17 protein-coding genes, 1 tRNA gene and 1 pseudogene are annotated in these 20,284 nt (G+C 35.8%); 6 read left to right on the top strand and 13 right to left on the bottom strand.

Annotated features, from left to right (window positions below):
• Positions 1-816 (bottom strand): formate dehydrogenase accessory sulfurtransferase FdhD, encoded by an 816-nt coding sequence (fdhD, locus tag JNUCC51_RS18205; RefSeq protein WP_337989156.1) that lies wholly within the window; start codon positions 814-816, stop codon positions 1-3.
• Between the two features lie 12 nt (positions 817-828).
• Positions 829-1,176, bottom strand: coding sequence for a Na-translocating system protein MpsC family protein (locus JNUCC51_RS18200; protein WP_049667590.1), 348 nt, complete (start codon positions 1,174-1,176; stop codon positions 829-831).
• Between the two features lie 595 nt (positions 1,177-1,771).
• Between JNUCC51_RS18200 and fdhF the strand changes: the two genes are divergently transcribed.
• From fdhF to JNUCC51_RS18185, 3 genes are read left to right on the top strand one after another with little or no spacing between them, the layout of a single operon-like run.
• Positions 1,772-4,705 carry a formate dehydrogenase subunit alpha gene (fdhF, locus tag JNUCC51_RS18195; RefSeq protein ID WP_337989155.1) on the top strand — a complete coding sequence of 978 codons (2,934 nt, stop codon included), beginning with the start codon at positions 1,772-1,774 and terminating at the stop codon, positions 4,703-4,705.
• A gap of 4 nt (positions 4,706-4,709) precedes the next feature.
• Positions 4,710-5,186 (top strand): helical membrane plugin domain-containing protein, encoded by a 477-nt coding sequence (locus tag JNUCC51_RS18190; RefSeq protein WP_337989154.1) that lies wholly within the window; start codon positions 4,710-4,712, stop codon positions 5,184-5,186.
• Between the two features lie 16 nt (positions 5,187-5,202).
• Positions 5,203-6,249: an Mrp/NBP35 family ATP-binding protein gene (locus tag JNUCC51_RS18185; RefSeq protein WP_337989153.1), complete on the top strand. Its 1,047-nt coding sequence runs from the start codon at positions 5,203-5,205 to the stop codon at positions 6,247-6,249.
• Between the two features lie 141 nt (positions 6,250-6,390).
• On the opposite strand, the gene JNUCC51_RS18180 is transcribed toward JNUCC51_RS18185, so the two are convergent.
• The 5 genes from JNUCC51_RS18180 to JNUCC51_RS18160 form a co-directional block, all read right to left on the bottom strand.
• Entirely contained in the window at positions 6,391-6,678 is a 288-nt protein-coding gene (locus JNUCC51_RS18180) for a hypothetical protein (RefSeq protein WP_049667586.1), read from the bottom strand.
• Between the two features lie 391 nt (positions 6,679-7,069).
• Positions 7,070-8,305, bottom strand: coding sequence for a chloride channel protein (locus tag JNUCC51_RS18175; protein ID WP_337989152.1), 1,236 nt, complete (start codon positions 8,303-8,305; stop codon positions 7,070-7,072).
• A gap of 875 nt (positions 8,306-9,180) precedes the next feature.
• On the bottom strand, positions 9,181-9,381 hold the full coding sequence (locus JNUCC51_RS18170; RefSeq protein ID WP_337989151.1) for a hypothetical protein: 201 nt from the start codon (positions 9,379-9,381) through the stop codon (positions 9,181-9,183).
• Between the two features lie 358 nt (positions 9,382-9,739).
• A complete protein-coding gene (locus tag JNUCC51_RS18165) occupies positions 9,740-10,606 on the bottom strand; it encodes an alpha/beta fold hydrolase (RefSeq protein ID WP_337989150.1) in 867 nt (288 codons plus the stop codon).
• Positions 10,607-11,104: 498 nt separating this feature from the next.
• The gene (locus JNUCC51_RS18160; RefSeq protein WP_337992257.1) at positions 11,105-11,287 is read right to left on the bottom strand and encodes an AraC family transcriptional regulator; all 183 of its coding nucleotides are present in this window, start codon (positions 11,285-11,287) and stop codon (positions 11,105-11,107) included.
• Between the two features lie 167 nt (positions 11,288-11,454).
• Here JNUCC51_RS18160 and JNUCC51_RS18155 point away from each other — a divergent pair, with 167 nt between their 5' ends.
• On the top strand, positions 11,455-12,615 hold the full coding sequence (locus JNUCC51_RS18155; protein WP_337989149.1) for a hypothetical protein: 1,161 nt from the start codon (positions 11,455-11,457) through the stop codon (positions 12,613-12,615).
• Positions 12,616-12,916: 301 nt separating this feature from the next.
• Here the strand turns inward: JNUCC51_RS18155 and JNUCC51_RS18150 are convergent, their stop codons facing one another.
• Both JNUCC51_RS18150 and JNUCC51_RS18145 read right to left on the bottom strand, forming a co-directional pair.
• On the bottom strand, positions 12,917-13,744 hold the full coding sequence (locus JNUCC51_RS18150) for a M23 family metallopeptidase (protein ID WP_337989148.1): 828 nt from the start codon (positions 13,742-13,744) through the stop codon (positions 12,917-12,919).
• A gap of 211 nt (positions 13,745-13,955) precedes the next feature.
• Positions 13,956-15,350: a calcium-binding protein gene (locus tag JNUCC51_RS18145; RefSeq protein ID WP_337989147.1), complete on the bottom strand. Its 1,395-nt coding sequence runs from the start codon at positions 15,348-15,350 to the stop codon at positions 13,956-13,958.
• Between the two features lie 179 nt (positions 15,351-15,529).
• On the opposite strand from JNUCC51_RS18145, the gene JNUCC51_RS18140 reads away from it, so the two are divergent.
• Positions 15,530-16,135 (top strand): site-specific integrase, encoded by a 606-nt coding sequence (locus tag JNUCC51_RS18140; RefSeq protein WP_337989146.1) that lies wholly within the window; start codon positions 15,530-15,532, stop codon positions 16,133-16,135.
• Positions 16,136-16,229: 94 nt separating this feature from the next.
• On the opposite strand, the gene JNUCC51_RS18135 is transcribed toward JNUCC51_RS18140, so the two are convergent.
• Positions 16,230-16,303 (bottom strand) — tRNA-Arg (locus JNUCC51_RS18135).
• Between the two features lie 243 nt (positions 16,304-16,546).
• Here JNUCC51_RS18135 and JNUCC51_RS18130 point away from each other — a divergent pair.
• Positions 16,547-17,103: pseudogene (locus JNUCC51_RS18130) on the top strand (SDR family NAD(P)-dependent oxidoreductase); the annotation flags it as partial.
• Positions 17,104-17,207: 104 nt separating this feature from the next.
• Here JNUCC51_RS18130 and JNUCC51_RS18120 read toward each other — a convergent pair.
• From JNUCC51_RS18120 to JNUCC51_RS18110, 3 genes are all read right to left on the bottom strand, one after another.
• On the bottom strand, positions 17,208-17,906 hold the full coding sequence (locus tag JNUCC51_RS18120; protein WP_337989144.1) for a YqjF family protein: 699 nt from the start codon (positions 17,904-17,906) through the stop codon (positions 17,208-17,210).
• Positions 17,907-17,967: 61 nt separating this feature from the next.
• The gene (locus JNUCC51_RS18115; RefSeq protein WP_337989143.1) at positions 17,968-18,141 is read right to left on the bottom strand and encodes a DUF2639 domain-containing protein; all 174 of its coding nucleotides are present in this window, start codon (positions 18,139-18,141) and stop codon (positions 17,968-17,970) included.
• A 681-nt stretch (positions 18,142-18,822) separates the two neighbouring features.
• The gene (locus JNUCC51_RS18110) at positions 18,823-20,283 is read right to left on the bottom strand and encodes a protein adenylyltransferase SelO (RefSeq protein WP_337989142.1); all 1,461 of its coding nucleotides are present in this window, start codon (positions 20,281-20,283) and stop codon (positions 18,823-18,825) included.
• Position 20,284 lies beyond the last annotated feature (1 nt).

The following is a 20,284-nucleotide window of genomic DNA, read 5'->3' as shown; positions in this document are numbered from 1 at the left end:
TTAATCTCTTCCTTTCATTTTATTGGTAGGTAAGTGAATACGATCTTTGTGTGTATAAATATTAAGTGTATTTTGGCGAATAAAACCTACCGTCGTAATACCAAGTTGCTCTGCCAATTGCAATGCTAATTCTGTTGGCGCTGATTTAGACAGAACAATTTCACAGCCAATTTTCGATACTTTAAGTAAAATTTCAGATGAAATCCTTCCGCTAAATACGATAATTTTGTCCTGAATACTAATTTTATTTTTTAGGCAATAGCCATAAATTTTATCTAACGCATTATGCCGCCCAATATCCATTCTGCTTAATAAAACACCATTCGCATCACATAGTGCTGCGTTATGAACACCACCGGTCTGTTTGAATGTTTCAGCCAAATCTTGCATATCGCGCATTAAACGAAAACAATCATCTGTTGTAATACGCACATGAATGCCTTCCATTTTTTTAGCTACTAATGCATCATTAGCAAAAACAAAACCTTGGCGGCTCATGCCACAACAAGAAGTAATGTAACGTTTATTTTGAATTTGTTGAAAGTAAGGATTCACACGCTTTGTTTTAACATGCACAAAACCTTCTTTTTCTTGGTGCCAAATTTTTTCAATATCTTCGTAATTGCGTATAATTCGTTCAGAAGCCAAATATCCAATAACCATATCTTCTACATACTCTGGTGTGCAAACCATTGTCACAAATTCTTGCTCATTAATCTTCACAGTGACAGCATATTCTGTGACAACAGTATCTTCTATTTCCTTGATTTGATTACCTTCAACACGTATTATCTCTCTTGCTACTGCGCGTTCCATATGGCATCCCCTTTATTCACTAATATTATCTTCAAAAACAAAGACAGAAATAGCAAAATCTTCTTCAATTTTGATATCTGAAAATAAATGGAGTAACTTAGTGCCCATCAGTTCTTCCATGCCTTCCGGTGGTGATTTAGTATACAAATCTTGAATCATTCTTGTACGTGCAGCATGAACCATTTTTAACCCTTCAGGCGTACTCGCAATAAATTTTTCTGTCGGTGTGATATTACCATATAAAGTTGAGACAGCCATGTTCTCTACGAAAACAGTATGAATACGCTCTGGTCCTTTTCCAAATATATCTTTGCGTAGTTTTCGAATAATGTCGTTGAACTCATGCACTTTTTTTGACATTTTAACGATTCTCCCAACGTAATTAATCTTTTTATCCTATGTTCATGGGGGTCACCCTTACAGTTTGTTAATAATATAGCAACTTAAATAAAAATTAAAGAGAAAATATCCAATGATAATTATTCTCAATCAATAATTTTTATTATTATTATTGTCCATTTTAGCTGAAAAGGCTATAATAATTGGTATTAGATATGGAATAAAAGTATTTTGATTCCTATGTCATGGTTTCATACAAATAAGTTTGAACTATAGGCATGGTGGTTTTAATGTTTAAATTCTATAGTTATATTGAATAAAAAATAAAAGTCGATTGAATTTTTAGCAAGGCCTGTTAAGAATTTTATCCACCATGAATAAATAGCATGTTTTAACGTGCCTTTTCATGGTGGATTTTTTTATTTTTGAGCAATATCAACATCGACAACTCGTAATAAATGTTTCTTCATCTATATTGGTGTAGAAGTTGGACAAATTGGGAAATTGAATTATAACAAGACAATCAAAATAAAAAACTCGTAACTCTTTTCTCGATTTATCCTAAGTATTAACTTGTTGTCATATAAGTCTCAAAGAGCAAAAGGAGGAAAATACCTTGACTACAATTAAAATTAATGGCCAACCGTATGATGTAGCAGAGGGAGCTACAATACTTGATACCATTAATCAAAATGGCATCGCACATCCACAAATTTGTCATGTACCATCTGTTGATCCTATTGAAACTTGTGATACATGTATCGTCGAAGTGAATGGACAATTAGTTCGCTCTTGTTCAACAAAAGCAGTAAACGGCATGGATATCCAACTTACTTCTGATAAAGCGAAAGCTGCACAAACAGAAGCGATGGATCGTTTACTAGAAAATCATTTGCTGTACTGTACAGTTTGTGATAATAACAACGGAAATTGTACATTACACAACACAGCAGAATTAATGGAAATTGAACATCAAAAATATCCTTATCAACCAAAAGTTGAACCACACGAAGTAGACATGTCTCACCCGTTTTATCGATATGATCCAAACCAATGTATCGCATGTGGACAATGTGTAGAGGTTTGTCAAAACCTTCAAGTTAATGAAACATTATCTCTTGATTGGGAAGCTGAAAGACCAAAAGTAATTTGGGATGAAGGCGTTGCCATTAACGATTCTTCATGTGTAGGCTGTGGACAATGTGTAACTGTTTGTCCATGTAATGCCTTAATGGAAAAATCAATGCTTGGCGAAGCTGGTTTTATGACTGGGCTTAAACAAGATACATTAGATCCGATGATTAACTTAATTAAGGAAGTTGAACCTGGGTATAGCGGTATTTTTGCTGTTTCCGAAGTCGAAGCTGCTATGCGTAGTAAACGTACGAAGAAAACAAAAACAGTTTGTACATTCTGTGGTGTAGGTTGTTCGTTTGAAGTTTGGACAAAAGGTCGCAAAATTTTAAAAGTGCAACCTTCTGACGGTCCTGTAAATGCTATTTCTACTTGTGTAAAAGGAAAATTCGGCTGGGACTTCATCAACTCTGAAGAACGAATTACAAAACCATTAATTCGTAAAAATGATGCATTTGTTGAATCTTCATGGGATGAAGCTCTTGACTTAATTGCTACTAAACTAGGTGGTATTCAAAAAGAATATGGCTCTGGTTCTGTTGGCTTTATTTCTTCTTCAAAAATTACAAACGAAGAAAACTACTTAATTCAAAAAATGGCGCGTCAATTATTCGAAACAAACGATGTCGATAACTGTTCACGCTATTGTCAATCTCCAGCTACAGATGGCCTACTACGCACAGTTGGTATAGGTGGCGACGCTGGAACGATCAAAGATATCGCAAAAGCTGGCCTTGTCATTATTGTTGGGGCAAACCCTGCAGAAGGTCATCCTGTTTTAGCTACTCGTGTAAAACGTGCCCATAAGTTACACGGTCAAAAATTAATTGTTGCCGACGTTCGTAAACATGAAATGGCTGAGCGTTCTGATATCTTCATGCGTCCAAAGCAAGGTACAGACCAAGTATGGTTAATGGCTGTTACAAAATACATGATCGATCAAGGCTGGCATGATGAAGCCTTCATTAAAGAGAACGTGCACTTCTTTGATGATTTTAAAGAAGTACTTGAAACATACACACTAGAATATGCAGAAAAAGAAACGGGCATTTCAAAAGAAACGTTGATAAATGTTGCTGAAATGATTCGTGATGCTGACGGTACATGTGTACTTTGGGGTATGGGTGTTACACAAAATACAGGTGGCTCATATACATCAGCTGCAATTTCTAACCTACTTCTAGCTACTGGTAACTACCGTCGTCCAGGTGCAGGTGCCTACCCTCTTCGTGGTCACAACAATGTTCAAGGTGCTTGTGATATGGGTACACTACCAAATCTATTACCAGGTAATCAAAAAGTAATAGACGACGAGGCACGTAAGAAATTTGAAGAAGCATATGGCGTGAAAATTAAACCTGAACCAGGTCGTACAAATATGGCAATGTTAGATGCGATCATGGAAGGTAAAATGAAAGCAATGTATTTAGTTGGGGAAGATATGGCACTTGTAGATTGCGATGCTAACCATGTAGATAAAGTGCTTTCACAATTAGACTTCTTTGTTGTACAAGATTGCTTCCTTTCACGTACAGCACAATATGCTGATGTTATTTTACCAGCAGCACCTTCTCTTGAAAAAGAAGGTACTTTCACGAATACAGAGCGTCGTGTGCAACGACTATATCAAGTATTACCAACACTTGGTGAATCAAAAGCCGATTGGGAAATCCTTCAATTAGTAGCACGTCGCCTAGGTGCTGACTGGAATTACAGTCACCCAAGTGAAATCTTTGCTGAAATGGCTAGTCTTGCTCCATTCTTCTCGCAAGCGAACTATGATGTATTAGAAAATTGGGGTAGCTTCTGTTGGGGTAGCCATGATGGTAAAGACACACCTTTACTATATGAGGATGGCTTTAACTTCCCTGACAAAAAAGCTCGTTTTGCTTTAAATGATTGGATCAGACCGGTTGAATATGAGGCGCAATATGATTGCCATATTAACAACGGTCGTATGCTTGAACATTTCCATGAAGGAAATATGACAAATAAATCAAAAGGTATTCAATCGAAAGTACCTGAAATTTTTGTTGAAGTATCACCAGAACTAGCAAAAGAACGCGGTATTGAAGATGGAGCTCTTCTTCGTTTAGTGTCTCCTCAAGGCGCATTAAAATTAAACGCCTTAGTAACAGATCGCGTACAAGGAAATGAACTTTTCTTACCTATGAACTCTGTTAGCAAAGATTCAGCGATTAATTTCTTAACGGGCCCTGCTGGAGATATCAATACATCGACACCAGCGTACAAACAAACAAAAGTACGCGTAGAAGTATTGAAGCAAAAAGGAAAATCGCCACTTCCTAGAACAAACCCGCGTTATAAAAAACGTCATCCACAAAATGGTGTTGAGGTACAGCGTAAATGGAATCGTCCTGGCTACGTTCACTTAACAACTAACGAAAGGGAGTGAGTTCATGGCAGCACCAATTACGACAATAAAAAAAGCGCAAGTAACAGAAGAACAACTAAAAGAAGAAAAGTTAGAGAATTTAAAGCAACTTCTTTCTGAGAATGAAGAAATGGTTAACCAGGTCTTTACGATCATGGCAGAACTAAATGATATTGGAGCACTAGAAGCAGCTACGAAACTACTTGAAGCAAAAGAAGAAGTTACCCATATTGCTCTTGGTCAATTAACTCGTAAGCCTGTTACAAATATCATCAACAACTTAATGGGTGTTGCGGGAGCATTAACCGAACTGAACCCAGAAACAACAACAAAGCTAATTGAAGGCTTAAATTCAGGCTTAGATGAGGCGAACAAAGCTGTTGAATCTGATGAAAAAGTTAGTGCCTTTAAGCTGTTCAAAATGCTAAACGATCCCGATGTTAATCGTGCTGTAAATTTTGGCGCTCACTTCTTAAAAGGGCTTGGCAAAGGCCTAAAATAGGAAGGTGAATTCTGATATGCTAACGAACGAACACATTTTAAAAACTTTGCAGAAAATCGATGACCCAGAACTTCATAAAAGCATCGTTGACTTGAATATGGTACGCAATATTCAAGTCAACGGTACGGATATCTCACTTGATATTATCTTGACTATTCAAGGATGTCCTTTGAAAGCCAAAATCCAACAAGATATTGAAGAAGCGTTGAAAGCGATCGGCGCATCAAAAGTCTCCATTAAATTTGGTTCTATGACGGATGAAGAACGCCGTAGTTTAACAGCTTCTTTAAAATCTGAAAAAGTTACGGATAAAGGAATGCCTAAAATGCTTCTACCCGATTCTGGTGTCAAATTTATAGCAGTTACCAGTGGTAAAGGTGGCGTCGGTAAATCTACCGTGACGATTAACTTAGCAGTAGCTCTTGCCCGTCTTGGTAAACGAGTAGGTATTTTAGACGCCGACATATACGGATTCAGTATTCCTGCCATGATGAAGGTTCAACAAAAGCCAACAATGATTGACCAAACAGCTATTCCAGTAATAAGTCATGGTGTAAAAATCATGTCGATGGGTTTTTTCACAAACGAAAACCAACCTGTCATGTGGCGTGGCCCAATGCTCAACAAATGGATTCGTAATTTCCTTGTTAATACACATTGGGATGAATTAGATTATCTCCTTATTGACTTACCTCCGGGTACAGGAGATGTAGCCATTGATATGGCAGCAATGATCCCACAAGCGCAGGAAATTATTGTAACAACACCGCACCTGGCAGCTTCTCATGTTGCTTCTCGTGCAGGTCTGATGGCTCAACATACGAAACACACGATTCTTGGTGTAGTTGAAAACATGGCTTACTTCGAAAACTCAAATGGTGAAAAGAACTATTTATTCGGTCAAGGTGGCGCAGAGAAATTAGCAGATGAGCTTCAGTCAAGTATCCTCGCTCAAATTCCATTTGCCCAACCTGAGGAAAATACAGGTTCTTCCGTTTATGACGAAGACTCAATCATTGGTGAGGTGTTTACCCACCTTGCAGAAGATATGATATATCAATAAAATTTACCTTTCATCAGTAGGCGGTTTTCTTCACCCCTACTGGTGATTAGAAGCTTTTACAGGCAGTTAATCTCCCAAAGAGCACAAAAATCCTTGTCTCGTTTTTACACGAGACAAGGATTTTTTAATGATATATTTAATTCAATAGCCAGCCTTTTTCAAAACCTGCATAAAATAAAAGCGGTATGTATTTTTAACAAAAGAATCTAAAGGCAGTCCAACATTCAATTGATACTTTGTAAAAATAAAATAAAAACGCTTATCCCATTTTAACCGTAATAATTCCCCTGCATCTTCACCGTATTTCTCCGTAAATTCCTCAATTAAAGGTTCAATCATATAGTAGCAATAGTCTTTTAAGTTTGCGAGAGCCTCTATATCTTTCTCCTTCTGAAAACGTGTAATCCAATCTACTAATTGTTCATTCATTTTAAAATCCATCTCTCTTTATTGAGTTTCTTCCTATTATATTATAACTCTTTTTATAGGTTTTCGCTTCTTTCGTTTCTTAGATATATTGTTTTGGGTTGATAAAATAATAAACTTCAAATCTATTCAACATGTAAGATGCTCACCTAATGAATAATAACTTGTTGATTAGATTGTATCCCCTTTTTAATCGATCAAATACGTTCTTATAGTAGGACTACGATGAACACTTTTGATCATTTATTGGAAGAAACTAAAAGAGCGAGTACTTATTTTTTGAAAAATAGTGATTTCGGACAAATTTTTACGCTATCGACAAATTTGTATGCATGCAAAAGCCTTACAACCTTTGAGCATTTCAGTTGGTTTCAACCAGCGTTCCCAACTAAAATCAAGCAGTTATTTTTTGTGGATTTTTTTTACCCATTTTACTTAACCAAATAAATAAAAACACAATGATTAATATAACCGGGGCTAACTCTTTAGGGAAAAATAGCATTAGAGCAATCCCTACTAGTAAAGGTGTCTTTAAAATAGCGATTGAAGCACTACCACCTATAACAGCTACGATAAAGAGCATATCTAGTTGTGGAAAAAAAGTCGCGATCGCGTAACCCTGTAATATAGAAGCGAATATAACTGGTAAAACATTTCCACCAACCCAACCTGACTTAAAACAAAACTCCATAAAAATCAGTTTTAAAACAGAAGCTAAAATTAAAGTAGCCATCGAAAGTGTCGGTACTAAACTAGGTAAAGCTCGCATAGAAAGTTGGCCGGAAAAAAGTAAATTAGGAGCGATTATTGACATCAAACCAATACCAATACCACCGATAACAGCACTTAAAATAATTTTATTGTTAATTTTAGAAAAGAATTTTTTCATTGCTCTTTCCATTAGTTCATAAAGTTTACTAAACAAAATACCAAACAACACAAAAGGAATAAATAGAAACAATTCATCTAATCCCCAATTAGTTTCCCCTAACTTTGTCACAAAAGGAGGTTGATCTGATATTTTAATAAAGAACATAAAGGTCACTATTCCATTAACGATAAATAATATATATAAGGATTTCTTCAATAAAAGCAGTTTTTTCTCTTTAGGAGCCCGATCAGGATTATATGGAATAAGGTAGTTATGAGGTAAAGTTAATTTTTTTAGTTTAATTATCCAAGAATCCTGTTTCCATTCGTTGTAGGAAAAATAAAAGTAACGCATTTTATCTCCCTGCCATACCGATAACGCAATAACAGAACTTAGTATGGCTGCTGCGGGACCAACACTTGCACCAAAAACTAAAATTAAAAAAGCAATTAAAAAATTGAGACCTACATTCGAATAGTCAATTTTTTGAGTTGTTTTTAATTCAACAATAGCTTCATTAGCCGTTTTAGGGAGGCCGCCCCACTTGTACTTGCTAACACCTACTAAAATGCCACCAAAAATACATAAAATTAATGTATAAATAGCGGGTACTTTTAAATCATTGGATACGTCATTCCACAAAAAATCTGCCAAGCCATTAACTAAAATTAAAAAAACAGAAGAAATAAAACCGATTATCCAACTTAAAATTAAGCCATAAACAAGTAATCCGCTTATTTTAAAATACTTCTCAGTCAAAATAAAATTCACCAACTTTTTATACGTATATTAAGATTATTCTCTTGTTGCATTAAATATAATACCCATATAACTATACTCGACTTTATTCTGAAAGGGCTAGTAATTTCCTTTCTAAATCCAATCTAAACATACTAATAAATAGATTGCCTAGTTCATTTTTTTAATGATTATCATCCTTCCCGTTTCTTACTACTCATATTCCATAATTAAAATAAACACCTTCTATGCACTTTTACTATTTCACTACCAATCAATAATCAGTAGTGTTACAATTTCTGTTTAAAAAATTTTCAATAGTTAAGCAAATAAAACGAGGGAATAAATTTTTTTAGGTTTATTAATCCTATTTATTATTAATTTTGGCTATATTCAATTTAAATTTAATTACGAATAAGACAGTAATTGATTATTTAATAGGTAGCGAGGGAATTTCAAAGGATTCTCTTAAACATTCATAGCAAATTTAAGAGGTTCAAAAAATTGGATGGTTTCCGTTAAAATCGAAGGTGATTCAAAAACGTATTACTATTACTTAAATCGTGAAAATAAAGTTGTTTTAGAATCTTATGTTGAAAATGGTGTAGAAAAATAATGGATCAATATTTTTGAGGACTATTCCAACAATAAAACAATAGCCATTATACATCAATCTAAAGGCTTGTGCGTAAAATTCACACAAGTCCTTTTGTTATGCTTCCTCAATCAATCCTGTTGCTCCAGAAGTGGTTAACTTGCTAGTTTTGTTCCAGGTAACTTTTCAATAATGCCTAATTCAACCAATTTTGAAACTAAAGGGATTAAATTTATGAAACAGCTCAATCATTAATATAATAAATTCTTTTAACTAGTGGATGTTAAAAATGGACATTCAGTTAATTTATGAGCCTTTGGTTATATTCAATCCACTTTTCCATTTCTCTCTCCACGGCTCGATTTTGCCATTCAAACCAAATACCTGAACATTCACTACAATGACTATCTACCCCACTTTTATTATGCATATCCTTACGTGTAAATACAGTTTTTTTACGACAGCTGTAGCAGTAAATTTTTAACTCTTTATCAAATTCCATAACGATCAACTCCTACATTTTTACACATATTTCTTTCCGTTTTTTAAATAAATTATTCTAATTTACAAAAGAATCTTTACGGGGGAGAATGATATATAGTTTAGTGAGAGCATCATTAAATGGCATGTGAATAACCCAACAGAGACTAAGTGATGCAACAAAATACAATTTTCAAAGCAGTTGATCTGACCACATTAAGAATGAACAATATAAAAAAAGAAAAGTGCCTTAAACCCTTAATAACAAAGGATTCAAAGCACTTTTCAGTTGGTTCTAACTTGGTTCTTGTTGATCCTCACAAAGTTGTCTTTTTATGATTTATTAAAGCTAATCATTAACTTACTTCTGCTTTCAGTAGTCAGTCACGACCTGCCTTGTAAAACTTCTGTGCCACCATAGCCGGCCTTGTACGCGTGTCCGTAAAGTGGTCACCGTCACCTACAATTAGGCGAAACTGCCCGAGCCGACTGGACATATTCGGATGCCAGCCATAATTCTCTCCTCGTGGCAATGCGTTGTCTTGGTAGAAGTAGACATAGCTTTTGGGGGTAGGTAGCGAGTAGAACGTTTTAAGATCCAGTTTCTCAAAAAGTGGCTTAGCCGGTTCCGGAGTAACGCTTTCATATATCCGTTTAGCTACCTCCAAAGAGGCCGTATTGACGAATGAATCCCTAAACAGGGAAAACGGTATAAAAATCGTATCATCCTTCGAGCTGGCTCTGAGCTGTTCAAAACCTTGTAACATTTGGGGCGAGAATTCGTCAGCAACTGATTCTCCGTCTTTCAGTACGAACGCGTCCCAGAAGACAAGTCGCTTAATGCGATCCGGAACCTGCTCTGCAACCTTTTGAATGACTGATCCTCCAAAACTGTGTCCAACAAGAACAAAGTTACGTAGATTCCACTTTATTATAAAATCAACGACAGACTTCGTAATCATCGCGTGCGTGACATTTTTATTCGGATCTTCACCGTGACCTGCGTATTCAGGTGTATAAACGTCATGCCCTCGACTGCGCAATTCTGCCGCTACTCCATCCCAGAAATGAGCATCAGCCCAAGCACCATGCACAAGCACAAAGGTAAGTCGTTGCTGTGAGGGCAAACGATGTCTTTCATCTAATTCAAGGGCACCATTGCTCCATGGCGACCAATAAGGGGCGTAATAATAACTGTTGGACATAGATCTATAATCGCGATAAGGAAATTGAGGATAAGGATACATGAACAAGACACCCTTTCAATTCGACATATATTATCAGCTTATGCCCACTGTATTTGAGAGGTTCCACACTCAAACCACCTAAATGTTGTACGGCACGTTCAAGGCAATAATCGTGATTGCTGAAAGTCTCACTCTGGATTCGTGTTTTCACCTTAAAATATTCAATCGAATCTAATCGAAAAAACCCACAAACAAAAAAACGCTTAAAAACCTTGTATATCAAGCTTTTAAGCGTTTTTCTTACTTCATAAAATCCACTATACTACTGTATTTCATAAAAAAAGCGATAACAAGCATAACCCCGTTCTAAAATTAGTACGGGGTTTTAAAGTTTAAATTTTTTCTGTAAGATACTTCACTTTACTTAATAAAATAACAATAAAGTAGTTTAAATCTAAGTGTTATTTAATAATTGTACCCAATTCTTGATTAAATAAGAAACTCTTTTTTGACTATTGCTGTTATATAAAGGCATACAGCAGGACGCCTAATATATTTTTAAATTTTCCTCATTAGATGCCGATATTCCGTGGGGCTGGATTTCATATATTTTTTAAACAATCTGCTAAAATAATTGGAATCATGGATACCCACTTGATTAGCAATTTCATGTACGGGAAATTCAGTTTTTTCTAAATAATATAAGGATTTATCAATTCTAAGTTTATTAAAAAAATCCATAACACTGATTCCAACTTCTTTTTTAAAAGGAAGAAAATAAGACTTCCCTTCACGGAGTGGTTTTTTCATCCATTCTCTATTTTATTTTTTAAAACAACGAACTTTTATATATGGTAAATCGTCCAATTATTAGTAAATACTATTTTAAAATAAAAGGAGAAATACATATGAAAAAACCGTTTAAAAAAACTTGGATGCTTGCATCTGCCTTAACAATAGGAATGGCTGTTCTGACACCACTTCAAGCAGGGGCTGCATCAGTAGAAACAAAAGATAATAGTAGTATTACTGTTCAACTTGAACAAAAAATTACAGGAACTATTAAAGACATCTACTCCGATGGGATAAACCTTAAAGGGAAAGATGATAAAAATTACTTTATCAGTTTCCATAAATTTTCAGATGAGCAAATAGAAAAAATGAAATTAGTAGAAGGACAGGTAATCTATGTAGAAGGTAACATTGTAGAGAGTTATTCAGACTTCTTCACGTTTGAAGTATTTAAAAAAGACTTCCCTAAGGAGATGTCAAAAGAAGATTTAACAATATTAGAAAAATTGTTCAATGAAATGAAGCAGTTGCAAAAAGGACTTTCAAAAGAGAGAAAATTAACAGATGAAGAGATAGAAAAGAAACATGAGGAACTAGAAAAAATTTTCGAAGAAATAAATAAAATCAATACACCGTATACATTAGCTAATAGGCAGCCTCAATCATTTGAAGAGTATATGAAAGATTACGGATTTAATTCAAGAAATATAGTTATTAAAGAAAACGATAACATACAACTTAAAGCAATTTATGAAGAATGGGTAAAGCTTCAAAAAAGTGGTGATAAAGAAAAGGCAAACAAAAAATATGAAGAGTTTGATAAAATCCTCCAACCATATTTAGATGAACTATATGCACCGGAAACATTCGAAGAGTATATGGAAGGCATGAAATTAAATATCCCAGCTGGAGCTTTAGCCAAACTAAAAACTATTTACGAGGAAGCTCAAAAAGCCTCAAAAGATGAAAATGAAGAGTTGTATGGGAAGCTATGGGAGGAATTCACTGAATTACTTAACCAGTCCATAAAGCCTCAAACATTTGATGAATACATCGCTGAATTTGATTTCAAAGTTAGTGAAGCAGATAGCAAGCAATTAAAACAGCTTTATGAAGAAATCTTATCCCTTGATGAAAAAGAAGAAAAAGAAAAAACCAAAGAAAAATGGGAAGCATTTTACAATATTTTAGATCCATATTTTGAAGCAAATAAAGAAATTCTTATTTCAGCTTCTAAAGTAACAATAAACGTCCAAGACTATCTTCCACAACATTAACCACCGACCGACGGCTTAGAAGGCTGTGGTTATATTATTCCTTACTTTTATACACTTTTATAAAAGCTTGCTATACCGCACATTTATCTACAGTTAAAGAATAATTTAATAGAATGCTTTTACCTTTTTATCTAATTTTATATTTATTTGGGCACCTCGTGGGCACCCTTTAGTTATTCTACTTAAATGATATTTTCATTTATCCTTAATTAAAACACAAAAAAGACTAGCATGGCATAATTGCTTTGCTAGTCTTTTACCTTATTAAACATACAAAGTATATTTAAAATATCTTTTAATTCTAATTTTTAGTTACTAATACTTGGTCAGCTTTTACCCATTCTGTGCCCAAATTGTACCAACCGTCTTTAGCTGCATGAACTTTATAAGATCCTGGTGCTAATTGACGTTTAATTGCTCCATTAGGAGTGCTATACGTATTGATAGTAGTTGTAACAGTTGCATGGTGATTAGCAATAGTTCCGTAAGCATGGTGAACATAACCAGACCCTACATTATAGAATAGAGTTCCATCAGCTGCATATTCTCTTTGACCATACACTTTGTATTTTCCACCGGCTTCAAGTTGACCGATAATTTCATATCCAACATTTTTGAACACATTTGCTTTCTGAGTAATTGTAATCGTTGCCCAAGTTCCATCATAAGTATGGTAGTTAGCTGTTGGCTTATCCCCTTTTAAATAAGGCATAGGGTCTACCGCTTCCGATTGAGACACTCGTGCTTTTTCATAGATTTCAAAATGCACGTGTTGACCAGTTGAACTCCCACTGTTCCCCATAACACCAATTTTATCACCTTGATTTACAGTTTGACCTACAGTGACACTAATAGCTTGTAAATGAGCATAAAGAGTATCATATGTTTTCCCATCAATACTGTGTCGAACTATTACATAGTTTCCATAACCACCATTACATGTATTACCGATAGAACCGTTATTAGAACAACCACCAACGGCTTTGTTAACCACACCCGCAACAGAAGCGTGTACCGGTACATTGGAGCTACTATTTGCAATGTCAACTCCATAATGCATTGAACCACTTCTCATGCCATAAAGGCTTGTATAAACTCCTTCAGCTGGTTTTATAAATACCTGTGTCATCAAACATTCTCCTCATTTAAATTTATTTTTGAACTTTCTTATTTAAGTAGTATTAGGTTAAATAATATATTTGATATTTTTTAAGCAATAACTAGAGAAGTATACTAAAAATGATACTAAGTTATAGAAAGAGCCCATTACCAATTAAGCTAATGGGCTTAAATTTTTAATTTCTTTCCTCTATAACATAGTGATTCTTTCTAAATATGTTTTAATTTAGTGTTGTTACTCCATTATTCATGGCACCAGCTAAGCCTTGAAGTACTCGAGATGCTCCAGCGTTTGCTTTGAAGCCAACATGAGCTGACGCAATATAATATGGGCTCGATAAAGATGTTCCTGATTTCGCTTTAATTGCATTCCCAATAGTGGTATTAACCAAAGTATGATCTCCATTCCAAGTCATTGAATAGAGGTAAGATGTGACAGAAATTGGATCGTTAGCATCTTGATAGGCTAGATTTAAGAAGCCACTTCCTTCTTTAGAAAATGTACCTGCATTATAATTCGATGGTCCTTGTTTTCCATTTTTTTGATAATCATACCAATTTTTCGCTACATCTAGCCAACCATTATCTTTACTTGCCCCTAATGCAACAAAATTGGGTCCACCTATTTCAAAAGCTTGATTAGAATAAGCAGTGAACGATTTATAATAATTGGCTAATTCCGTAGCCACTGTTGAACATACATAAGTAGGTAAAGCAACCACATGCCTTAGCTGTGGAGCCTTGGCAGATAACTCTAGCTCTGCACAACGATAGGCTCTCGCTGCAAAATTAAGACCCATCACAATAAGCGCATTATAGCCCGCAGATGGGAAGTACCCCCTAACCTGGTTAACCGTAGTATTGTTATCGTCATTGTAAATACCACCACCCATAGGTAAACATAATTCACTCAGGCCATTATTCATTCGGGTATTACCAAATTTAGTACGTAAGTTATTCGCTAATTTATTAAAGAAATTATTATAAGCAGTGTAAGTAGTATTCCCGGCCCCTTTAATAGCAGTATGAATAAAGAACTTAGCTCCTAACTTAATAATTGCTCCGTTTAACGCAAAACAAGCATGCTTTGTACCATTGAAATAAGAATGAGTTGAAACAACAGTCCGATAATCCTTATTAAGTATTCCTTCCTCTAAACGACTACGCAGTGAATCATCTGGAATATTTAAATATGTGTTCAAATAAGATAGTAATTGTGTTCTTGTTACTGCTGTACCAGCTAGAGTGTAGTCGAATTTACCCTCATTCGCTAAAGCGTAAGCTGAATAAAGACCCATAGGACCCAATCCACCTGCTGGTCCACCCTGATTATAATTCGCAATAGTTTTCGCATACATATTTAAGATGCGATGAATACGAGCCAATATGTTTGTTCTCACCGTAGAAGTAGAAGCATTTGGGTAAAGAGCAGTTAAAAAAAGTAATTGGCTTCCTGCTCGTTGAATTGACAATTCAACTGTTGGATCCATCGAAAAGATCCCATGAAAGTCAGCACGATTATCAGAGCCAACAGGGTCTGATGGTAATCGACTAGCTCCTGTTCCCATTAAATTTGTAAAGATTTTTTCTGCTTCTGTTTTGACTGTAAATGCCAAAGAAATCAACCCCTTTTTATTTTTTAAAATCAATATAGAACACGTGTTCTTTTTTATTATAGAACAAACGTTCTCTTTTTTCAAGGGATATATTCCTTTTTAAGGGAAACAAAAGAAATAAACTACCAAAACTTAAATATGAAGAAGGTAAAGCATATAACGCTGAGCAAGTTAAATTGTTGTTTGAACGATTAAACAATCGTGAAACTGCTGAAAAAAGATTATTGGTCGAACTGGCTGTTGTAAGTGCTGCACGCCAAGGTGAATTAGTAGCAATAGAAGAAAAACACTTAAACACCGAAAACAATACACTTTTAATAGAACAAGCTTTAGTTAATTTAAGTGGAGAAGGAATCATTGTAAAAGAGACAAAGGGGAAAAGGAAACGTGTTGTAACTATTCCATCGAATATAATGAATGATTTAGTTACACTTGCTGCAGTTAAAAAATATCAATTAGATGAGGCTGGAGATGATCAGGAATGGAAGGAACATTTTTTTCTTTTCTCAAATGAATTTGGTAAACCATATCGCCCTGATTCAATAAGTCAATGGTGGGACCGTTTTATGAAAAGGAATCCTGATTTACCTAGAATTCGTTTTCACGATTTAAGACATACATCAGCTACCCTATTAATTCATGCTGGAGAACACCCAAAAGTTATTCAGTCGAGATTATGCCATTCGAATATTACGACAACAATGAATACTTATGGACATCTTTTACAAGAAACTGATCAACGAGCAAGTTCTCATTTTGATAAACTTTTTGATGATAAAGAGTGATTTGGGCACCTCTTGGGCACCAATATGTAAAATATACACTTATGCATAAAAATAAAAAGCCTTACAACCGTTGTGGCTGTAAGGCTTACATTGACGTCCCAGGAGGGATTCGAACCCCCGACCGACGGCTTAGAAGGCCGTTGCTCTATCCTGCTGAGCTACTGAGACATGATGTTATTTTTTATGTAGTCCACATCAAGGACAATATTTATTATATGTTCTTTATATCAAAATGTCAACATTAATTTTACTATGAAGGCAAGGTTTGCCTCATTAATAATATTATATGATTTCCTGCACCCCATTATGCCCCCTCATAACTACTTTTGTTAAAATAATGAAAGGTTAACAAACTGGAGGAAGCAATATGTTTAAGATTAAGTCGTAGTTGTAACTGGTGGTGCGCAAGGTATTGGCAAAGGCAATGTGCAAGAGTATGCACGAAATGGTGCCAATGTAGTTACTACCGATGTAAATAAAGGATTAGGACAGCAATTAGAAAAAGATTTACTTGTGCAAGGTTATTCTGTTTGTTTTGTTCAAACAGATGTTACGAAAGAACCGGACATCGTTTCTTTAATGCAAAAAGTAGTTGATCATTTTGGTACTATCCATATTTTAATTAATTATGCGGGTAAATTTCAACATAAATCTTTTTATGATGTGACATTGGATGAATGGAATGATATGATTCAAACAAAATTTAACTACTTTCAGCGGGTGTCACGGAATCGGAAAGGAGTTCTTTGTGCAAGCACAAAGCCGATTCCGGACGCAATTATGCCAAGGCATATTGATTGAGTGTCTTTTTATGTTCAAGGGAGGCTGCAAAAATTACGAGCAAATGCCAATGGCGGCTCAATTGTTTCTATAGCCTCTACACGCGCGGAGATGTCTGAGCCCCATACTGAAGTCTATGCAGCAACAAAAGGCGTATCGTCGTATTAACACATGCTTTAGCGCGTTCCAAGAGAATATTCAAGTTTTTGATGACATTGAAGCAGAGGCACTTGCTATGTCGGATATGATTGCAAGCACCATTGTAATGCAATTTTTATCTTTTTAATTAACGTTAACGAATTTTTTTATTTTCCAAAATTGGTGAAAAAATTTTAGCCTCTTTACTCTTTGAATAATGAGCAATCGGTTGAATGCCTTGTATAGATTCCTTCACAAATGGAGCTAATGTATTGCTTTCAATATTAATATGAACTCGTTGTAGTTGCCATGGCATATGATCTATATCTATACGAAATAGTGAACTCTTCCACTTTGACCATGAATGATAACGTTCCACTAACCATTTTTCAAAGGTAGAACTAGTTATTTCACTATCAGTCGGTTGATATGAAATTTTCAACCTTTCATCCTGTGCACCGTGATATAAACTTGTAAAAGAAAAATTGTTCTCTTTTTGTTTTAAAGCTATTTTTGAATGACGATATGATAAACTGCCCATTGTAGCTATTTGTACAATAAAACGATTCGTAACATCTGAATTAAAGAAGTAGACTCCTTTCATGCCGTTATATGTAACATATGTCCGAACATTAAGCTGCAAATGGGAACCTACTCCTGGGAATGGTGGTAGAAATCTTAATCGTTGTCCTTTTACTTTAAAAAGGACAGCACTAAGCCAAGCGTTATTTTCATAGAGATCCAGTTGCAACTCTTGTGGAATGTAGTGCTCTAAATCCTTCTGTGATACCGGCCAATGTAGAAACAATACATCTTGCCATATTTGCGTCATAATCCATGGTTTACTCCTCATAAAATAACTCCTTTCTGTAGTTAAGTTCTTTCCTACAAAGGAGTTATTCAAACGAAAATGTCTATTTTTGTTCTGAATCTAACGTTTCTTTTTCAACATATCGATAATATAAATTGCGCAGTTCGGATTCTTTATAATTTCCTAAATGACTTTTATATTGTGGATGTACCAAAATACCATGATCTCGAAGTTGCTTCACAAACCAACCTTTTGAATACTTATGCACTTTACACATTCTCCTTCTCTAATATTCATACATAGCGTATGCTCAGGAATTTATGTAGTGACATTTTTTCAAAATAAAAAAACGAAGAATTTATCCTTCGTTTTCGTGTTATTAAAAACTATTACGTCAATGAAATTAAAATTTCATATTCAGGTATGACTTTTCTGCAAAACGAGGGGTTGATTTCCGTTCCGACTGGGCGCTTTGTAGCTGTCGCTTTGCTTTCGCTACATGAAAACATTTGTTGCTGCCGCTTCGCTTTCGCACAGATAAAACATTTGCCGCTGACGCTTCGCTTTCGCACAGATAAAACATTTGCCGCTGACGCTTCGCTTTCGCGCAGAGCAGAGCTTCCTGGGGGCGTCCGATGAGCCGCTTCACTCGTGTTGCTCGCTCCAAGGTCTCGGGTCAACACGATGTTGGTCACGAAGGCGTTATCACAGGACAGTGATGGTTTTAGCCTTCGTTCCTCTATTCGCTGATCCCCAATGGGTCGCCCAGTCTCCACTCCAATCAACCGCTTTACTAAGCATGTACTCAAATTCACCGTAATAAAATGAAGCTTCAGTAAGATGCATTTTTGTGCGAAAGCAAACCGTTCAGCGACATTGTTTATCCATGCCCGGAAATCACCTTCGATAAAAGTACGTCAAAACCCACAAAGATTTCCTTCACAATTGTACTCTCAACTCATGTGCCACAAAACGTTCGATATGGTTGATTAGATGGTGTTGGTAATGTTGTATACTCCTGCTGCTCCTTACAATGCGCAAAAGGTTGAGCAAGAGCATCCAGTAATCGCTCCATTACGCTATAATCTCCTTGTTCAACGGCAGCCTCTAATGCTTCTTCTACACGGTGATTTCGTGGAATAACCGCTGGATTATGATCACGCATTAATTGTTGAGACATGTCTTTTGTTTCCTGCTGTCTTTCTAATCTTGCGAGCCAATTCTTATGCCATTCTTTATATTCATTTGTACTAAATAACGTTGATTCATCAAATTTATCGAAGGTTAGTGCGATAAATGTGTTCGTATAGTCTGCTTGATGCTGATGCATTAACTTTAGAAGCTCTTCAATGAGTGCCCCATCCTGATCTTCAGCGTTAAATATCCCAATCTTTGCTCGCATACCTGTTAGCCAGTTTGCATAATACAGCTCAGGATATTGCTTTAGAGTCTCTTGAGCTAAATGTATAGCTTCTTCCTGATCTTCATGGATTAACGGTATTAATGATTCAGCAAATCGTGTTAAATTCCATCCTCCGATATTAGGTTGGTTACCATACGCATAACGGCCTTGTCGATCAATAGAGCTAAATACTGTTGCTGGATCATACGTATCCATGAAAGCGCAAGGTCCATAATCGATCGTCTCACCACTAATGGTCATATTATCTGTATTCATGACTCCATGAATAAAACCAACTAACTGCCACTTTGCAATGAGAGATGCTTGTTTCTTGATAACTTCCTGTAGTAGGGTTAAATAACGATTTTGAGCTTCATCAGCATTAGGAAAGTGACGTTCCAAAGCGTAATCCGCCAAAGCTTTTAGCTCATCCTCATTGCCAAAGTTGGCTGCATATTGGAAAGTTCCCACTCGCAAATGACTACTTGCAATACGCGTTAAAACTGCCCCTGGAAGCTCTGTTTCACGAAGGATCATTTCACCTGTCGTCACGATAGCTAAACTTCGAGTAGTCGGAATGCCAAGTGCATACATGGCTTCACTAATAATATATTCACGTAGCATAGGACCAAGTGCTGCTCTGCCATCTCCTCCACGGGAATAAGGTGTTCTTCCCGAGCCTTTAAGCGCTATATCAAAGCGTTCATGAGCTGGTGTTAGTTGTTCACCTAATAACAGCGCTCTTCCGTCTCCAAGCATATTAAAGTGACCAAATTGATGACCTGCGTAAGCTTGTGCAATGGGTGTGCCACCTGTCGGATTGTTGTTACCTGCAAAAACCGCTACTGCTTCTTCGCTTCGCAATGCTTTAACGTCTAATCCAAGTGAATTGGCAACTGATTCATTTAACACTATTAACTCTGGTGAACGAACTGGATTTAAATTAATTAATGAATAAAAAATGCTTGGTAAGCGGGCATAGCTATTATCAAAATTCCATCCTATTGTATTTTCCATG

The organism is Lysinibacillus sp. JNUCC 51, assembly GCF_015999525.1.
GTDB lineage: Bacteria > Bacillota > Bacilli > Bacillales_A > Planococcaceae > Lysinibacillus > Lysinibacillus xylanilyticus.
Note: the sequence above shows the minus strand (reverse complement) of the source record. Positions and strands in the feature narration are given on the sequence as shown.

What these genes read in the sequence shown, in the direction of transcription:
- fdhD (WP_337989156.1), bottom strand. Translation starts at nt 816, where the DNA reads ATGGAACGCGCAGTAGCAAGAGAGATAATACGTGTTGAAGGTAATCAA.
- JNUCC51_RS18200 (WP_049667590.1), bottom strand. Translation starts at nt 1,176, where the DNA reads ATGTCAAAAAAAGTGCATGAGTTCAACGACATTATTCGAAAACTACGC.
- JNUCC51_RS18190 (WP_337989154.1), top strand. Translation starts at nt 4,710, where the DNA reads ATGGCAGCACCAATTACGACAATAAAAAAAGCGCAAGTAACAGAAGAA.
- JNUCC51_RS18185 (WP_337989153.1), top strand. Translation starts at nt 5,203, where the DNA reads ATGCTAACGAACGAACACATTTTAAAAACTTTGCAGAAAATCGATGAC.
- JNUCC51_RS18180 (WP_049667586.1), bottom strand. Translation starts at nt 6,678, where the DNA reads ATGAATGAACAATTAGTAGATTGGATTACACGTTTTCAGAAGGAGAAA.
- JNUCC51_RS18170 (WP_337989151.1), bottom strand. Translation starts at nt 9,381, where the DNA reads ATGGAATTTGATAAAGAGTTAAAAATTTACTGCTACAGCTGTCGTAAA.
- JNUCC51_RS18165 (WP_337989150.1), bottom strand. Translation starts at nt 10,606, where the DNA reads ATGTATCCTTATCCTCAATTTCCTTATCGCGATTATAGATCTATGTCC.
- JNUCC51_RS18160 (WP_337992257.1), bottom strand. Translation starts at nt 11,287, where the DNA reads ATGGATTTTTTTAATAAACTTAGAATTGATAAATCCTTATATTATTTA.
- JNUCC51_RS18155 (WP_337989149.1), top strand. Translation starts at nt 11,455, where the DNA reads ATGAAAAAACCGTTTAAAAAAACTTGGATGCTTGCATCTGCCTTAACA.
- JNUCC51_RS18150 (WP_337989148.1), bottom strand. Translation starts at nt 13,744, where the DNA reads ATGACACAGGTATTTATAAAACCAGCTGAAGGAGTTTATACAAGCCTT.
- JNUCC51_RS18120 (WP_337989144.1), bottom strand. Translation starts at nt 17,906, where the DNA reads ATGAGGAGTAAACCATGGATTATGACGCAAATATGGCAAGATGTATTG.
- JNUCC51_RS18115 (WP_337989143.1), bottom strand. Translation starts at nt 18,141, where the DNA reads ATGTGTAAAGTGCATAAGTATTCAAAAGGTTGGTTTGTGAAGCAACTT.
- JNUCC51_RS18110 (WP_337989142.1), bottom strand. Translation starts at nt 20,283, where the DNA reads ATGGAAAATACAATAGGATGGAATTTTGATAATAGCTATGCCCGCTTA.